The 16,037-nt window shown below is 66.6% G+C and carries 15 protein-coding genes and 1 riboswitch; of the genes, 5 read left to right on the top strand and 10 right to left on the bottom strand.

The window, feature by feature from the left end:
- Positions 1-54: 54 nt before the first annotated feature.
- From ABIA70_RS08635 to ABIA70_RS08625, 3 genes are read left to right on the top strand one after another with little or no spacing between them, the layout of a single operon-like run.
- Positions 55-903 carry an SGNH/GDSL hydrolase family protein gene (locus tag ABIA70_RS08635; RefSeq protein WP_354147344.1) on the top strand — a complete coding sequence of 283 codons (849 nt, stop codon included), beginning with the start codon at positions 55-57 and terminating at the stop codon, positions 901-903.
- A gap of 47 nt (positions 904-950) precedes the next feature.
- Positions 951-2,108 (top strand): winged helix DNA-binding domain-containing protein, encoded by a 1,158-nt coding sequence (locus tag ABIA70_RS08630; RefSeq protein WP_354147173.1) that lies wholly within the window; start codon positions 951-953, stop codon positions 2,106-2,108.
- Between the two features lie 13 nt (positions 2,109-2,121).
- Positions 2,122-2,631 (top strand): hypothetical protein, encoded by a 510-nt coding sequence (locus ABIA70_RS08625; RefSeq protein ID WP_354147172.1) that lies wholly within the window; start codon positions 2,122-2,124, stop codon positions 2,629-2,631.
- Between the two features lie 7 nt (positions 2,632-2,638).
- Here the strand turns inward: ABIA70_RS08625 and mmsB are convergent, their stop codons facing one another.
- From mmsB to ABIA70_RS08600, 5 genes are all read right to left on the bottom strand, one after another.
- On the bottom strand, positions 2,639-3,577 hold the full coding sequence (gene mmsB / locus ABIA70_RS08620) for a 3-hydroxyisobutyrate dehydrogenase (RefSeq protein WP_354147171.1): 939 nt from the start codon (positions 3,575-3,577) through the stop codon (positions 2,639-2,641).
- Positions 3,578-3,637: 60 nt separating this feature from the next.
- Positions 3,638-4,756, bottom strand: coding sequence for a zinc-dependent alcohol dehydrogenase family protein (locus tag ABIA70_RS08615; protein WP_354147170.1), 1,119 nt, complete (start codon positions 4,754-4,756; stop codon positions 3,638-3,640).
- Positions 4,757-4,759: 3 nt separating this feature from the next.
- The gene (locus tag ABIA70_RS08610) at positions 4,760-6,142 is read right to left on the bottom strand and encodes an MFS transporter (RefSeq protein WP_354147169.1); all 1,383 of its coding nucleotides are present in this window, start codon (positions 6,140-6,142) and stop codon (positions 4,760-4,762) included.
- 180 nt (positions 6,143-6,322) lie between these two features.
- On the bottom strand, positions 6,323-7,438 hold the full coding sequence (metX, locus tag ABIA70_RS08605; RefSeq protein WP_354147168.1) for a homoserine O-acetyltransferase MetX: 1,116 nt from the start codon (positions 7,436-7,438) through the stop codon (positions 6,323-6,325).
- A gap of 12 nt (positions 7,439-7,450) precedes the next feature.
- Positions 7,451-7,565, bottom strand: a riboswitch (SAM riboswitch).
- Between the two features lie 69 nt (positions 7,566-7,634).
- Positions 7,635-8,987 (bottom strand): bifunctional o-acetylhomoserine/o-acetylserine sulfhydrylase, encoded by a 1,353-nt coding sequence (locus tag ABIA70_RS08600; RefSeq protein ID WP_354147167.1) that lies wholly within the window; start codon positions 8,985-8,987, stop codon positions 7,635-7,637.
- A gap of 206 nt (positions 8,988-9,193) precedes the next feature.
- On the opposite strand from ABIA70_RS08600, the gene ABIA70_RS08595 reads away from it, so the two are divergent.
- Positions 9,194-9,832, top strand: coding sequence for a VOC family protein (locus ABIA70_RS08595; protein WP_354147166.1), 639 nt, complete (start codon positions 9,194-9,196; stop codon positions 9,830-9,832).
- A gap of 106 nt (positions 9,833-9,938) precedes the next feature.
- On the opposite strand, the gene ABIA70_RS08590 is transcribed toward ABIA70_RS08595, so the two are convergent.
- Complete coding sequence (locus tag ABIA70_RS08590; protein ID WP_354147165.1) at positions 9,939-10,718, bottom strand: CPBP family intramembrane glutamic endopeptidase; 780 nt, start codon at positions 10,716-10,718, stop codon at positions 9,939-9,941.
- A gap of 125 nt (positions 10,719-10,843) precedes the next feature.
- Between ABIA70_RS08590 and ABIA70_RS08585 the strand changes: the two genes are divergently transcribed.
- Positions 10,844-11,524 (top strand): histidine phosphatase family protein, encoded by a 681-nt coding sequence (locus ABIA70_RS08585; RefSeq protein WP_354147164.1) that lies wholly within the window; start codon positions 10,844-10,846, stop codon positions 11,522-11,524.
- 27 nt (positions 11,525-11,551) lie between these two features.
- On the opposite strand, the gene ABIA70_RS08580 is transcribed toward ABIA70_RS08585, so the two are convergent.
- The 4 genes from ABIA70_RS08580 to ABIA70_RS08565 form a co-directional block, all read right to left on the bottom strand.
- A complete protein-coding gene (locus ABIA70_RS08580; RefSeq protein WP_131681998.1) occupies positions 11,552-12,340 on the bottom strand; it encodes a DeoR/GlpR family DNA-binding transcription regulator in 789 nt (262 codons plus the stop codon).
- A gap of 95 nt (positions 12,341-12,435) precedes the next feature.
- A complete protein-coding gene (gene hutI / locus ABIA70_RS08575; RefSeq protein ID WP_354147163.1) occupies positions 12,436-13,647 on the bottom strand; it encodes an imidazolonepropionase in 1,212 nt (403 codons plus the stop codon).
- Positions 13,648-13,658: 11 nt separating this feature from the next.
- A complete protein-coding gene (locus tag ABIA70_RS08570) occupies positions 13,659-14,771 on the bottom strand; it encodes an NAD(P)/FAD-dependent oxidoreductase (RefSeq protein ID WP_354147162.1) in 1,113 nt (370 codons plus the stop codon).
- A 65-nt stretch (positions 14,772-14,836) separates the two neighbouring features.
- Entirely contained in the window at positions 14,837-16,033 is a 1,197-nt protein-coding gene (locus ABIA70_RS08565) for a glycine C-acetyltransferase (protein WP_354147161.1), read from the bottom strand.
- Positions 16,034-16,037: the final 4 nt, after the last annotated feature.

The following is a 16,037-nucleotide window of genomic DNA, read 5'->3' as shown; positions in this document are numbered from 1 at the left end:
TGGCACAGCTGGACGGGGACGAGGAAGGATAGGACCGTGAATGAAGCAGAAGCCATGCAAAATCCGACCGTGACCGCCGAATCCCACCCCTGGAGCAGGTATGTCGCCATGGGAGACTCCTTCACGGAGGGCATTGGCGATCCGGATCCCGTCAGCCCCGGCGGCTACCGCGGCTGGGCGGACCGCGTGGCGGAGGAACTGGGCCGGGGGCAGGCCGACTTTGCGTACGCCAACCTTGCCGTCCGCGGGCGGCTGCTGCAGCAGATCGTGGATCAGCAGCTCGCTGCCTGCCTTGCGCTCAAACCCGACCTCGTGACGCTCTCCGCCGGCGGCAACGATCTGATCCGGCCCGGCGGCGATCCCGATGCCCTGGCCGAAAAGCTCGATTCGGTAGTCCAGATCCTGTCCATGAGCGGGGCCACGGTGGTCCTGTTCAACGGCCCGGATACGGGTTCTTCGGTGCTGGGACGGGTGCGCAGCAAGGTGGCCATCTACAACGAGAACCTCCGCACTGTGGCCGCCCGCCATGATGCGATCATCGCGGACATGTGGTCGCTCAAGCAGCTGAACGATCCGCAGATGTGGGACGAGGACCGCCTGCACTTCTCGCCCCTGGGCCACCACACCATCGCTGCGATGGTGCTTGATTCGCTCAACGTCACCCACACCCTCGAGCCGCTTCAGCCCAAGCCCCGGCCGGGCCGTACCTGGCGCGCGGCACGGACCGAAGACCTGGTGTGGGCCCGCACGCATTTTGTCCCGTGGGTGGTCAGGCGGCTGCGCAACCGCTCCTCCGGCGACGGCATCACCGCAAAACGCCCGACGCCGGGCCCGGTGTTCGGCCCGGGCGTCCCGCTGGGCTCCGGCGAGGGTCCGCTGGGCACCACCGACGCCCGCCGGTAGCGGCAGTGCCGGGGAAGGGCAGCCCTGGAGCCGGAGAGCAGGCAGCCATGGACCCGGACGAGGTGGTGCGGCGCCGGCTTGTCGCCCAGCGGCTTCGCGGACCCGGCCTGGCCTCCCCCGACGACGTCGTCCGGCACCTGCTGGCGGTCCAGGCCCAGGAATTCCCCTACGCCCGCTGGAGCCTTGCCCAACGTACGCGGTTCCCCGGCGCAGGCCGCGTCACGGCAGGGGACGTGGAGCAGGCGGTGGCGGACGGCCGGATCCTGCGCACCCACATCCTTCGCCCCACGTGGCATTTTGTGCACCGGGACGATCTCCGCTGGCTGATGGCCCTGTCTGCGCCGCGCCTCCACCAGGGCAATGAAACCACCTACCGCAGGACCGGGATCGACGGGGCCACGGCCGAGCGCAGCGCCCAGGTCCTGGCCGACGCCGTCCGGGGCGGGCGGCACCTGACCCGGGACCAGCTGGCAGTGCGGCTTCAGGACGCAGGGTTCGACGCGGACGGCCTGCGGCTCGCCTACCTGATCATGCACGCCGAGGCCGGCTCCGTACTGGTCAGCGGCTCGCCGGTGCGGAGTCCGGGAGGTGCCCTGAAGCAGACGTACGCCCTCTTTGATGAGCGCGTTCCGCCTGCCCCTGCCATTCCGGTATCCCGGGACGAGGCCCTTGGCCGGCTGGCCCGGCGCTACTTCACCAGCCGCGGTCCGGCCACGCTCAAGGACTGTGCGGGCTGGTCCGGACTCACCGTTACTGACGTGCGGCGCGGTCTGCACGTGGCGCAGGAGGCCTATCCGGACGCCCTGGCGGCCATGGTGATGGACGGCGTCGAGTTCTATTTCGACGCCGCTGCGGAAGACGGCGGGGCACCAGCCCCTCCAGTTGGCACCTTGCCGCAGATCGACCTGATCCAGTGCTACGACGAATACATCATGGGCTACTTCCCCACCCGGCATTACCTGGGCGGCGCCGCCCCCGCCTTCCCCACTGCCGGTGCGCCCCTGCATGTAGTGCTGCTGGATGGCCGGATGGCCGGCTCCTGGCGGCACACGATGTTCCCCGGCCGCTGTGAACTCGACATCCGCCTGACCCGTGCCGGGGCTGTTGGGCGCGCCGTGCAGGATGCCGTTGACAGGTACGGGTCGTTCCTCGGCGTCCCCACCGTCCTTGTGCACTCCGGGGCTAAGCTGGAAGGACACATATGAGAGGCGCTATACCGTGAACAGCTTGTTTTTCTGGATCATCGTTCTGTCGTTCCTGATTCCCATGGCGATGCGGATGTACCGGAAGTCCGTCAACAAGCGCAACCAGGACCAGAGCTTTTCCGGACGCTACCCTGACCAGTTTCCCGGCGGGGGCCAGTTCCCGGGGCAGCAGAGCCGGCAGCCCCGCGACGGCTACACCCAGCAGGATTACATGGGCGGCGGATTCCGCCAGATCAACGGGCCCCAGCCGCTTCCGCCGGCCGAGCCGCTTCCGCCCATGCAGCCGGTTCCGCCCATGAACCAGCAGTTCCCGCCTTACGGCCAGCAGCCCTACGGGCAGCCGGCGCCCGGGCAGCCCGCTGAAGCGCCGCAGCCTCCCGCCGCCCCTGTTACTCCCCCGCCGCCGTCGGCACCGCTGGGCTTCCGTGCGCGGAAGCTCGCCGAACTCGACCAGCAGTACAGCAATGGCGAGATGCCGGTGGATGAGTACATGAAGCGCCGCTCCGAAATCATGGACGGGTAGAGCCTGCTCAGTCCCGGTTTGTGGGGTCCAGCGAACCGTCCACGAGCTTGATGATCATGGAGCAGTCCTTGCCGGACTCACCGGCGTCGATGAGCCTCTGGAAGAGCTGCTGGACGTGGCGGCCGATTTCGAGCGGGGTACCGGTTTCCTCGGCGGCGCTGATCGCCAGGCCAATGTCTTTGTTGGCCAGCTCTGTGGTGAAGGTGGGGGCGAAGCCGTTGTTGGATGCTGCAGTGGGAACCACCCCGGGCACCGGGTACCAGGTGCGCAGGGCCCAACTGTCCCCCGAGGAGACAGAGGCGATGTCCCAGAACACCTGCTTGTCCAGACCCAGCCGGTCCGCCAGCACGGCGCCTTCGGCGGTGGAGGCCAGGTTGATGAAAAGCATGAGGTTGTTGCAGATCTTGGCGGCCTGGCCGGTGGTGGCACCGCCGGTAGGGATGATGTTGGCGGCCATCGGCCCGATGTAGGCTGTGGCGTCCGCTACGGCGCTGTCCTCGCCGCCCACCATAAAGGTGAGCGTTCCGGCCTCGGCCCCACTCATTCCACCCGAGACAGGGGCGTCCACAAAGCGGAAGCCGGCGGCAGCGGCGGCGTCGTGCAGTTCCTTTGCTGAAGCGATGTCGATGGTGGAGGAGTCCACCAGGAGGGTGCGCTTGTCGGCATGTGCAAGTACGCCGTCACCGCCCAGGTAGACGGCCTTGGCGTGCTCCCCCTTCGGCAGCATGGTGAAGACAACGTCCGCACCCTGCACTGCCTCCGCGATGCTTTTCGCCGGCTTCACCCCGTTGGCCTCCGCGGCCGCAACAGCTGCTTCGTTGAGGTCAAAGCCGTGGACATCGTGGCCCGCCTTCGCCAGGTTTGCGGACATAAAACCGCCCATGTTCCCCAGACCGATCCAACCGACTACAGCCATCTGTAAGCTCCTTTGCTTTGTGCCCGGCACGTGCGCCGGGACTTTACGTGCTTGACGTTGGACCGGGCGGACTGGCCCGGGCGCCGGCTCTCAGGCCTGGAACAGCCGCCGGACAACTTTGCCCGTGCTGAGGGCGTCCAGTCCCTCGTTGATCTCCTCCAGCGGCCTGGTATCCGTGTGCAGCAGCTCAACCGGCAGCCGCCCCTCGCGCCAGTGCTGCACGTAAAGGGGTATGTCCCGCTCAGGCACGGCGTCCCCCATGTAGGAACCCAGGAGTCGCTTGCCCGCGCCGGCGAACTGCAACGCGGGTACTGTCAGTTCAGCCGACGGGTGAGGAAGACCAACGGAAACAACTGCACCGCCGCGTGTCACGCGTTCCAGGCACGAAGCGATCACCCGGGCCGAACCGACGGCTTCGACGGCACAGTCCACCCCGTCGCCGGTGGCTTCGGCGATCAGCCGTTCGGCGTCCTCGGGCGTACCGACAGCGGTGGCGCCGCAGTCCAACGCCAGCTGGTGTTTGCCGGTATTGGGATCAATGGCGATCACTGAGGAGGCACCGGCGAGCGCAGCAGCCATGACCGAGGAAAGCCCCACCGCGCCGAGGCCGAACACGGCGACGGACTGGCCGGCCTTCACAGCCGCCGTATTGAGCACAGCGCCCATTCCGGTGAGGACGGCGCAGCCGAACATCGCCGCAACGGTGTCCGGGACGTCGTCGTCAATCACCACGACGGATTCACGGGCCACGACGGCGTAATCGGCGAAGGCCGAGACGCCCAGGTGATGGTTGATCCGCTCCCCCCTCCGGGTCCGGAGCAAAGCCTCCCCGTGGAGCAGGTCACCGGAGCCATTGACCTCGGCGGCCCGGTGGCAAAGCGCAGGCCGGCCGGCGGTGCAGGCGCGGCACGTGCCGCAGCTGGGGACGAAGACCAGCACTACGTGGTCCCCCACCTGGACATCCCGGACGCCCTCGCCCAGGGTTTCGACGCGGCCCACCGCTTCATGGCCCAGTGCCATCGGCAGCGGCCTGACCCTGGAACCGTCCACCACCGACAAGTCCGAATGGCACAGGCTGGAATAAGTGATGGCCACGCCCACCTCGCCGGCCCGGGGTGCGGGCCGGTCCAGGGTCTCCACCACCAGCGGCCTGGCTTCGCTGTAGCTGGTGCCGGACGGCACCGTGGAATAGAGGACCGCTGCTCGCATGCGCTACTTCTTCTCGGCTGCCAGCAGGTCTGCCGTGCCCTGGGCGTCAGCGGCATCGACGTCGTGCAGTGAAATGCCGCGGGTTTCCTTGAGGAAGAACACAGAGACTGCCGTGACGACGCATGCTCCCAGGAGGTACAACGCCACCGGGGTGGAGGATTTGAAACTGCTCAGCAGGGAGCTGGCAATGATCGGTGCCAGCGACCCGGCAACTATGGACGTCACCTGGTAGCCAAGGGAAACGCCTGAGTAGCGCATCCGGGTGGGGAACATCTCTGCCATGATCGAGGGCTGGCCTGCATACATCAGTGCGTGGAAGAGCAGCCCGATGGTGATCGCGGCGAGGATGATCATGTCGTTTGCGGTGTCCATCATGGGGAAGGCGAAGAAACCCCACGTCCCGCCCAGGACCGCCCCTGCCATGTACACCGGCCGCCGGCCAAAGGCATCCGACATTTTTCCAACGAGCGGGACTGCGCAGAAGTGGATGAAGTGTGCCACCAGCAGAAGGAGCAGGATCCGGGAGGTATCGGTCTGTACGACGACTTTCAGGTAGGTGATGGAGAACGTCACCACCAGGTAGTAGAGGATGTTCTCGGCAAAGCGCAGCCCCATGGCCGTAAAGACACCCCGCGGGTAGCGGCGGAAGACTTCAGCGACACCATAGCCCTTCTTCTCGACGGTGACTTCTTTGCGGGCCTCCAGGAAGATGGGGGCATCCTGGACTTTGGTTCGGATGTAGTAGCCGATGACGACGATGACGGCCGAGAGCCAGAACGCCACCCGCCAGCCCCAGCCGAGGAAGGCTTCCTGGGAAAGCGTGGAGGAAAGGGTGAACAGCACACCGGTGGCCAGCAGGTTACCCATCGGAACGGCGGACTGCGGCCAGCTGGACCAGAACCCGCGCGACCTGTTCGGGCTGTGTTCCGCCACGAGCAGGACGGCTCCGCCCCACTCGCCGCCGACCGCGAAGCCCTGGACAAAGCGGAGGAACACCAGGAGGGCCGGAGCCCAGTAGCCGATCTGGGCGAAGCTGGGCAGGCAGCCCATGAGGAAGGTGGAGACCCCCACCAGGATGATGCTCAGCTGGAGGAGCTGCTTGCGGCCGAACTTGTCACCGAAATGGCCGAACACTATGCCGCCGATGGGCCGGGCGACGAAGCCCACGGCGTAGGTGACGAACGCGGCGATGATGCCGTCCAGCTCTGTCCCTGAGTTGGGGAAGAACATTTTGCCGAACACCAGGGTGGCTGCCGAGGCATAGAGGAAAAATTCGTACCATTCAACGACGGTGCCGGCCATGGAGGCCGTGACGACTTTTCTCAGGCCTGAAGCCTTGACATCGGGTTCGACTACGCGCCTTCCGGCGGAGTTTTCCATGCTCATTTGAACTCTCCTTCGGCGTCGCCATCGACACCACTGGGACCTGCCTTTGGCGGCCGTGATGACGGGCGCCACGGATCGCCGGGTCCCAAGAGTATGTTCCGCGCAGGACTTAACATCAACCCCGAAAAATGCAGGCCCTATCTGCAAAAATGCACAGGCGCCCTGGGCCTGGCCGGTTCGTCAGCCGGCGAGGTGCCGCCGGAGGGGGTCGCTGAGCTGGCCGATTTCGGTGAGGAAGCCGTCATGGCCGATGGGGGCCTCGATCACGTGCACGTCCACGTCGCCAGGCAGGGCATCCGCCAGTTCACGGGACTGGGACGGGAAATAGAGCCGGTCACTGTCCACTGCGGCGACGAAGAACCTGGCCGTGGCGCGCCCGAGCGCCTCGTGGAGGGATCCCCGCCCGCGGCAGATATCGTGGCTCATCAAAGCGTCTGTGATGGCGATGTAGCTGTTGGCGTCGAACCGCCGGACGAGTTTCCTGCCCTGGTGGTCCAGGTAGCTTTCAACCTGGTAACGGCCGCGCGCCCCCAGTGCCTCGGCCTGCAGCGGCGATTCGGCGATCTGTGCCGAGCGTCCGAACCGGCCATCGAATTCAGCGGCCGAGCGGTACGTGATGTGCGCGATGCGCCGCGCCAGTGCCAGGCCATCCTCGGGGAGCGGGCCACCGTAATAGTCGCCGTCATTGAAGTTGACGTCCTGGCGGATGGCCAGGGTCTGGGCCTGGGCGAACGCGATCTGTTCGGCCGTGCTGGCGGCGCCGACAGAGATGACGGCGCAGCGCTGCACACGCTCAGGGTAGGTCACGGCCCATTCCAGGGCGCGCGCCCCGCCCATGGAGCCGCCCAGTACGGCAAACCAGCTGTGGATGCCCAGGGCATCGGCCAGCCGGGCCTCAGCCGCCGTGGTGTCGCGCAGTGTTACCAACGGGAACCGGGACCCCCACGGCTTCCCGTCGGGAGCTTCGGAGGACGGTCCGGTGGAGCCGTAACATCCGCCGAGGATGTTGATGGAGACCACAAAGAACCGGTCAGTGTCCACCGGCGCGCCGGGTCCGGCGAGCTGTTCCCACCAGCCTTCCTCGTCGCTGTCCCCACGGGTCACATGGGTGCTTCCGGTCAGGGCGTGCTCGATGAGGACGGCGTTCGATCCGTCGGCATTCAACGTGCCCCAGGTTTCGTAGGCCAGGGTGACGTCGGGAAGGTAACCGCCGGCTTCCAGCTGCAGGCCGCCGATGGTGGCATAGCGGACAACCCCGTGTCCTGGGGCGGCGGTTCGGGAAATCGTGATCGTCATGGCAGGACCTTTTCTACGCGCTTGCCCGCCGTCAATTGACCGGCAGGCCAGGTCCTCACCCGGGGCACCCCGCCGCGGAGGAGGGTTGCCGGCCAGCAAGCCGGGGCTGTCGCTGGCACTCATGACCTGCTTCGAGTGTACGAAACAGCCGGCGCTTGGCGCTAAGCCTGTGACAGGTTGTGACTTCAGCGGATGCCTACTGCCGCTCCTCACCTGCCGCCGCGGCTGCTTCCGCCGCGCTTTTGGCCGCACGGAAGCCGGCTTCGAGGTCGGCGAGGATGTCATCGATGTGCTCGATGCCGACGGAGAGGCGGACGAGTCCGGGGGCCACCCCCGCTATGGCCTGCTGTTCGGGCGAGAGCTGGCTGTGCGTGGTGGAGGCCGGGTGGATGACCAGAGAGCGTACGTCGCCGATGTTGGCCACATGGGAGTGGAGCTCCAGGGCGTCCACGAACCGCTTGCCCGCTTCGGCTCCCCCGGCGACGGTGAAGGAAACCACAGCCCCGGTTCCCTTGGGCCCGTACTTCCGGCCGCGCCCGTACCAGGGGCTGGAGGGCAGACCGGCATAGGCGACGGATTCGACGTCGTCCCTTGCCTCGAGCCACTGCGCCACAGTGGTGGCGTTGGCGACGTGCCGCTCCACCCGAAGGCTGAGGGTTTCGATGCCCTGGGCGATCAGGAAGGCGTTGAAGGGGGACACTGCCGAGCCGAGGTCCCGGAGCAGCTGGACGCGGGCCTTCAGGATGTAGGAAAGGTTGGCGCCGAGGGCACCGCCTGCGCCCAGGTCGCGGGCATAGACCATGCCGTTGTAGGTGGGGTCCGGGGTGTTGAACCCGGGGAACCGCTCCGGGTCCTTGCCGAAATCGAAGTTGCCCGAATCCACGATCACGCCGGCAATCGCGGCGCCGTGTCCGCCGAGGTACTTGGTGGCGGAATGCACCACAATGTCCGCACCCCATTCGATGGGCCGGATCAGGTACGGCGTGGACAGGGTGTTGTCCACGATCAGCGGGACTCCGGCGTCATGCGCCACCGCGGAGATGCCCTCAAGGTCCAGGACGTCCTGGCGGGGATTGGACACCACCTCGCCGAAGAACAGCTTGGTGTTCGGCTGGACGGCTTCCCGCCACTGGCCCAGGTTGTCAGGATCGTCGACGAACGTGACGGAGATGCCGAATTTCTTCAGCGTGTGCGCCAGCAGGTTGTACGTGCCGCCGTACAGGCTGGGGCTCGCCACAATATGGTCACCGGCTTCGGCAACGTTCAGGATGGCGAAGGTTTCCGCTGCCTGTCCCGAACTCAGCAGCAGCGCGGCCAGACCGCCTTCCAGGCTGGCGATCCGCTGTTCGACGGCGTCCTGCGTGGGGTTGCCGATCCGGGTATAGATGGGTGCCAGTTCCGCGAGCGCGAAGCGGTTCGCAGCGCTTTCCGCGCTGGGGAAGACGAACGACGTCGTCTGGTAGATGGGCAGCGCCCGCGCACCGGTGGCGGTGTCAGGTTCCTGGCCGGCGTGGATCTGGCGTGTTTCGAAAGACCAACCCTGGGACATTTACGGCTCCTTTGACGTGGTACTGGCGCTCATCACCTTCGGTTCAGTGTAGGAACGGGCTGCGGGCCGGGAACAGCATTGTGACGAACATGGTCACTGCTGCCCGTCGTGGCCGAAGGAGGGGAAATGGTGGCCCAGGAAGGGCCCAAAACCAAGTAAGGGTACCCTTAGCTGAGAGCCTCATCACAAAGTGCCAAGATGAGGGCATGCGCATGGATCACGTCTCTTACGCCTGTGAACAAGATGGCCTCGTTGCCACCACCGAACGTATTTCGTCCGCCCTCGGCGTCGAAGCCGTGAAGGGCGGAGTGCACCCGCGCTTCGGGACCCGGAACATGATTATTCCCCTGGCCGGCCACAAATATCTTGAAGTTGTGGAGGTCCTGAACCACCCCGCGTCCGACAAGGCTCCTTTCGGCCAGGCTGTCCGGGCGCGGTCCGAAGCCGGTGGCGGCTGGATGGGCTGGTGCGTCGAAGTGGACGACCTCGCCCCGTTCGAAGACCGCCTCGGCCGCGCCGCCGTCAACGGCAACCGCAAGTTCCCGGACGGCCGTGAGCTCGTCTGGAAGCAGATCGGCATCCTGGGCCTGATCGCGGATCCGCAGGTGCCCTACATGCTCAAGTGGGAGGGCGACCCCGCCCTGCACCCCTCGAACGCCTACGAGAGCAACGTCAAGATGAGCTGCCTGACCATCGCCGGCTCCGCCGAGCGCGTGACGGAATGGCTGGGCGAGCCCGTGGAGAAGCCCCTTGAGGACGTGGCCGTTGAATGGGTTGCCCCGCATGGCACCCCGGGCATCCTGTCTGTAACGTTCGAAACCGCCACCGGGGCAGTCACGATCTGAGACCAGTCCTGTGTGATCCGGAAAACCTTCGGCCGCCATCAGCGGGTGCCAATGATGTCACCTACCGATGGCGGCCGAATTTCCTTAAGCGGGCCCTGCGCCCTGCTCAGCCCAGGCCCACCGCCTTGCCGAAGAGGCTGAAGCCGACGAAGGCAACGATGTCCAGCAGCGCATGTGCGATGACCAGCGGCATCACCCGTTTTGTCCTGGTGTAGAGCCAGGCGAAGACCACGCCCATGACGGCATTGCCAATGAACGGGCCGAAGCCCTGGTACAGGTGGTAGCTGCCCCGCAGCATCGAGCTGGTGAAGATGGCCAACGGAATGCTCCAGCCGAACTTCCCGAAGCGGTTCAGGAGATAGCCCACCACAATGACCTCCTCCACCACCGCGTGCCGCATTGCTGAGAGGACCAGCACCGGAATCGTCCACCAGTAGGCGTCAAGGGCGCTGGGGATGATGGCCGTGGTGATGCCCAGTGCACGGCCCGCCGCGTAGAGCCCCAGCGACGGAATTCCGATCAGTGCCGCCAGGCCAAAGCCCTGCAGCAGGTCCCGCCCGGGCCGGGCGAAGTTGAACCCCAGTTTGCTGAAGGCTGAGCCGCTGCGAGGACCCTCCCCAGCCCCCGGCTGCCGGTGGTCGGTGAGGAAATAGATGACCAGCAGCACGGGCACAAGGGCGAAAATGATGTCCAGCAGCTGGTAGGTGAGATCGAAATATTCGCGGGTACTCTGCGAACGGTTCAGCGTGGACGTGCCCTCCGCCAGCGGCGCGCGGGTCATCTTGTCGAGCAACTGCACCACGGAGTAGACGGCGGACTGCCCCAGGGACAGTCCCAGCACAATCCAGACTTCAATCCGCAGCCGACGGCGGGAGGGAACCAACATGGTTCCATCTTGCCTGTAGTTTCCGGATCTTCGCTGGTCCACTTGCCGCTGTGCGGGAGCGTTGGCCAAAAACCCACATTAGGTGAGAGAGCGCCGAAAGGGGAACGACCATATGCTTGGGGCTTATGAGTGCTCCCGGCAAAATCATCATGATCCGGCACGGCCAGTCCGCCGCCAACGCGGATACTTCCATCTACAACAGGGTCCCGGACTACCGGATTCCGCTGACTCCCCTGGGGCTGGCCCAGGCCACCGCGGCCGGCGAACGCATCCGCCGGGAGCTGGACGGCCGGCAGGTCTGCGTCTACGTCTCCCCGTACCTGCGGGCCTACCAGACGCTCGAGGCACTGAATCTTGGCCCCCTCACGGAGCGCGTGATTGAAGAGCCGCGGCTCCGGGAGCAGGACTGGGCGAACTTCCAGATCAGCGGGGACATCGAGGACCAGAAGGAACTCCGCAACGCCTACGGCCACTTCTTCTACCGCTTCCGGGAGGGTGAGTCCGGGTCGGACGTCTATGACCGGATCTCATCCTTTATGGAGACGCTCTACCGCCACTGGTCCAAGCCGGACTACGCCCCCAACGCCCTCCTTGTGACCCACGGGCTGACGATGCGGCTGTTCTGCATGCGCTGGTTCCACTGGTCCGTGGAGTACTTCGAATCCCTGAACAACCCGGACAACGCCGATGTGCGGACCCTGGTGCGCACCGACCTGGACAAGTACCGGCTCGACGTTCCGTTCAGCCAGTGGGTGGAGCGCCGGGTGGATGAGACAGTCCTGGACGCACCGCCGGTGGTTTTCTAGGGCAGTGGTTTCCAGGGCAGTAGCTTCCTAGCGCGGCGCCACAATCACTTCCGTGCCGTTGGCTTCAAACGCTGCTTTGTCCTTGGCGGAAATTCCGGCGTCGGTGATCAGCCGGTTGAATGCGTAGCCGTCCATGGTGGCGAAGGCCCTGACCCCCACCTTGGAGGAATCCGCCAGCACGTACGAAACCCTGGCCCGGCTTGCCAGCAGGGCATTGACTGATGCTTCGCCTTCGCCGGTGTTGGTGGGGCCGACTTCGGGATCGATGCCGTTAACACCGATGAAGGCGATGTCCAGCACAACCTTCTGCATGATGATGTCCGTGTACGGGCCCACCAGTTCGTAGGAGCGCGGGTTCAGGATCCCGCCGGTCACCATGACTTTGATGTTTGGCCGGACTGCGAGCTGTGCGGCGATGTTGATGGCGTTGGTGACCACCGTGAGGGTGGGCTGGTTGGCCGGCGCGTTGAGGTCCTCCCGGGTCGCGAGGATCTGGGCCAGCGCGGTGCTGGTGGTGCCGCCGCAGATCCCGATCACCGCGCCGGGCCAGATCAGCGCGGACGCTGCCTGGGCAATCTGCTCTTTGGCCTCTGCGTGGTCATCGCGGTTGTACCGGCCGGGGAGGTCGTAAGCCAGTGCCCCCGTGGTGGCGCCGCCGCGCGTCCGGGTCAGCAGGCGCCGCTTGGCGAGGCTGTCCAGGTCACGCCGTGCCGTGGCCGGTGAAACTTCCAGCGTGCTGACAATCTCCTCCACCTCCACCTGGCCGGTCTTGGCAAGGAGGTCCAGGATGGCCGTGAGGCGGTCAGTGCGGGTCATGCGGGCCTTTCAGAGTCAGAACTCGCCAGGAAATGACGCTTCCTGATTATAACAGAGGCCAAAGGTGCAGATTGCGTCAGATCGGCGGTTGCTGGCTACCGGGCCCGGACACCTGCCCGCCACACAGCGTACGTCAGTGGCATGCCCGGACGGTAGGCGAGATGCGTGGCCGAAGGGGCGTTGAGCATGTGCAGGTCCGCCCGGTGTCCGACGGCGAGGGAGCCCACCGCCCGCGCGCCGTCGGCGTCGTCCCCTGTCTCGCGGTGGAGCGCCAGCGCGCCGCCGTAGGTTGCGGCGCGGACGGCCTCGTGGACCGTGAGCCGCATCTGGAGCACGGCAGTGGCCACGCAGAAGGCCATGGAGCTTGTGTAGGAGGTGCCCGGGTTGCAGTTGGAGGCCAGGGCCACCTGCACGCCGGCGTCAAGCAGCTCCCGACCGGGCGCGAGCGGCGCCCGGGTGGAGAGGTCACAGGCCGGCAGGCATGTGGCCACCGTTCCCCTGCGTCCCGTTCCGGCAGCGGCGTTCCAGCCGGACCAGCTTTCCGCAAGCGCCTCCACGTCATCGGCCGACAAATGATTCACGTGGTCAACACTCGCCGCCCCCAACTCCACCGCCAACTGGACACCGGGACCTGGACCGAGCTGGTTGCCGTGCACGCGGATGCCCAGGCCGGCCTCCCGGCAGGCCTGAAGGACGCGCCGCGACTGCCCGGCCGTGAAGGCGCCTTCCTCGCAGAACACGTCGGCCCAGCGGGCATAGGGCCTGACGGCGGCCAGCATGGGGCCGCAGACCAGGTCCGTGTAATCCTCGGCATCGGAACCGGCGGGGACCAGGTGCGCGCCGAGAAAGGTGACTTCATCCGCCACGGTGGAAGCTACCCGTGCACTCCGTGCCTCGTGCTCGACGTCGAGCCCGTAGCCTGTCTTGGTTTCGAGGTAGGTGGTGCCCTGGGACACGGCTTCGGATACCCGTGCCATCGCCAGCCGGGTGAGGTCGAAGTCCGAGGTGCGGCGCGTGGCGTCCACGGTAACGGCGATTCCCCCTGCCGCGTACGGTTCCCCCGCCATGCGGGCCTCGAATTCGGCGGTGCGGTCTCCTGCGAACACGAGGTGGGAGTGGGAGTCCACCCAGCCGGGCAGCACTGCGCGTCCACCGGCGTCCACGGCAGTGTCCGCCGCCGGGGCGGAGGCCGCGGGTCCGAGCCAGGCGATCCGCTCGCCTTCGATCACCACAGCGGCGTCAGTGAGGACGCGGTGTTCCAGGTCCTGGGTCATCAGCTCGGCAATATTGGTGATCAGGGTACTCATGGGACCATTCTTCAGCGCCGGATGGACCAGCGCGTGGCTGCCAGCGCCTCCGCTGTCCGGGATGCCGGACCGCCCGTGGCTGCCTGCCCCGCTCCCGGGCCGGCCAGGATCTGTGCCGCTGCCAGTTCCGCAATGGCCGAGGAGGTCTGGAAGCCGTAGCCGCCCTGGCCGGCCAGCCAGTAGAACCCGGTAGCCTCTGCGTCGAAACCGGCCACCGGGATGCCGTCGGCCGCCTCTGTCCGGAGCCCGGTCCAGGCGCTGCGGATTCCGCCGATTCCGAGGGTGGTCACCTCGTTGAGCCGGGAAACCAGCCGCTCGACGTCACCGGGCCGTGGCCGGGCGTCCTCCGGTCCGCTGGGGACCGACTCCGACGGCGAGATCAGCACCCCGTTGCCGTCCCGGCGGAAGTAGAAGCTGTGGTCCGCCGCCGCCACCATGGGACTGGCCTCGGGCAGGGGATGTTCGACGTCGACAATCGCCGCGGTGCGCCGGTACGGCTGCAGCCCGAGCTTCTCAACACCGCTGATGACGGCGAGTTCATCCGCCCAGGCGCCGGCAGCGTTGACCATCACGCCGGCCTGGAAAGCCTCCTGGCCGGCACCTACTTCCCACCCCGAGCCCAGCCGCTGGGCGGAGTGGACCCGGGCGCCGGTGATGATGTCTGCTCCCGCTGCTTCTGCCCGCTGGCGATGGTCGGCCAGGAGCACAGGCGCGTTGCAGCCGTAGGACCCGGTGTCCAGGCCGGCTGCCGCGAACGCCTCAGGCACCAGCACCGGGCAGAGCTCCAGGGCCCGGGCGTGGGAGATTGCCTGCATGTGCCCGCTGGCCTCCGCGCGGACGGACTCCTCGGTGCCGATGAGCATAAAGCTGCGCGGCGTCAGGACCGGCTGGGGCAGGTCCGCGTCCCGGGCCGCCATCAGTTCCAGGGTCCGAACCGTCAACTCCCGGACCACGTCCGGTCCATAGCTGGGAATGAGTTGGCGGGCCGAGCGGGAGGACGAGTGGTACGCCAGGTCCTGCTCCGCCTCGACGAGGCCCACACTGCAGCTGCCGGCGAGAGCCGACGCCAGGGAGAGGCCGGCTATGCCGCCGCCGGCAATCAAAACATCGTAATGAGCTGCCATGGCTCCAGTGTTGCAGAATTGCCGGCCGCCGCGCCCGGCAATTCTGCCTGAATAGAGCCGGGGGCCTAGTCCGCTACCGCGGCGCGGCTGGCGACGAAGGCACGCACGCACGCTTCGACGTCGTCGGCTGAGTGTGAGGCGGAGAGCTGCACGCGGATCCGGGCCGCACCGCGCGGGACCACCGGGAAACTGAACGCGGTGACGAAGACGCCGTGCTGGAGCATCTGATCGGCCACTTTGCCGGCCATCACCGCGTCCCCGAACATCACCGGGACAATCGCGTGTTCGCCGGCCAGCAGGTCAAAGCCCTCCTCGGTCATCCGGCGGCGGAACAGGCCGGCGTTCTCAAAAAGCCTGGTCCGCAGTTCGCCGGAGTTCTCCACCAGGTCGAGGGCTTTGATGGTGGCCGCGACGATGGCCGGGGCGACGGAGTTGGAGAAGAGGTAGGGGCGCGCCTTCTGGCGGAGCATCGCCACCACTTCGCTGCGGCCGGAGACGTAACCGCCGGAGGCGCCGCCCAGCGCCTTGCCGAACGTCCCGGTATAGATGTCCACCCGGTGTGACACCCCGGCGTGCTCTGGGGTTCCGGCCCCGGTGGCACCCATGAACCCGACTGCATGGGAGTCGTCCACCATCACCATGGCGTCGTACTTGTCCGCGAGGTCGCAGATGGCCTCCAGGGGTGCCAGATAGCCGTCCATGGAGAAAACGCCGTCGGTGACAATAATCTTGCGCCGGGCATCCTTCGCCTCAACCAGTTTCGCTTCCAGGTCCGCTATGTCCTGGTTGGCGTACCGGAACCGCTGGGCCTTGCAGAGCCGGATGCCGTCGATGATGCTGGCGTGGTTGAGGGCGTCGGAGATGATGGCATCCTCGGGTCCGAACAGCGATTCGAACACGCCGCCGTTGGCGTCAAAGCAGCTGGAGAACAGGATGGTGTCCTCGGTGCCCAGGAACTTCGATACCCGGGCCTCAAGCTCCAGGTGCAGGTCCTGGGTGCCGCAGATGAAGCGCACGCTGGCCATGCCGAAGCCGCGGGAATCCATGGCGGCCTTGGCGGCTGCGATGATCTCCGAGTGGTCTGCCAGGCCCAGGTAGTTGTTGGCGCAGAAGTTCAGGACCGGCGCGCCCGGCTGGCCCAGCTGACCGGCAGTCACGTGGCTGGACTGCGGTGAGCTGATGGTCCGCTCGGTCTTGAAGAGCCCTGCGGTGCGGATGTCGTCCAGCTCGGTCTGCAGCTGGTCCTTGATGGTGGTGTACATGGCG

Origin of the sequence: Arthrobacter sp. 754 (genome assembly GCF_040548695.1) — a bacterium.
Classification (GTDB): domain Bacteria; phylum Actinomycetota; class Actinomycetes; order Actinomycetales; family Micrococcaceae; genus Arthrobacter.
Note: the sequence above shows the minus strand (reverse complement) of the source record. Positions and strands in the feature narration are given on the sequence as shown.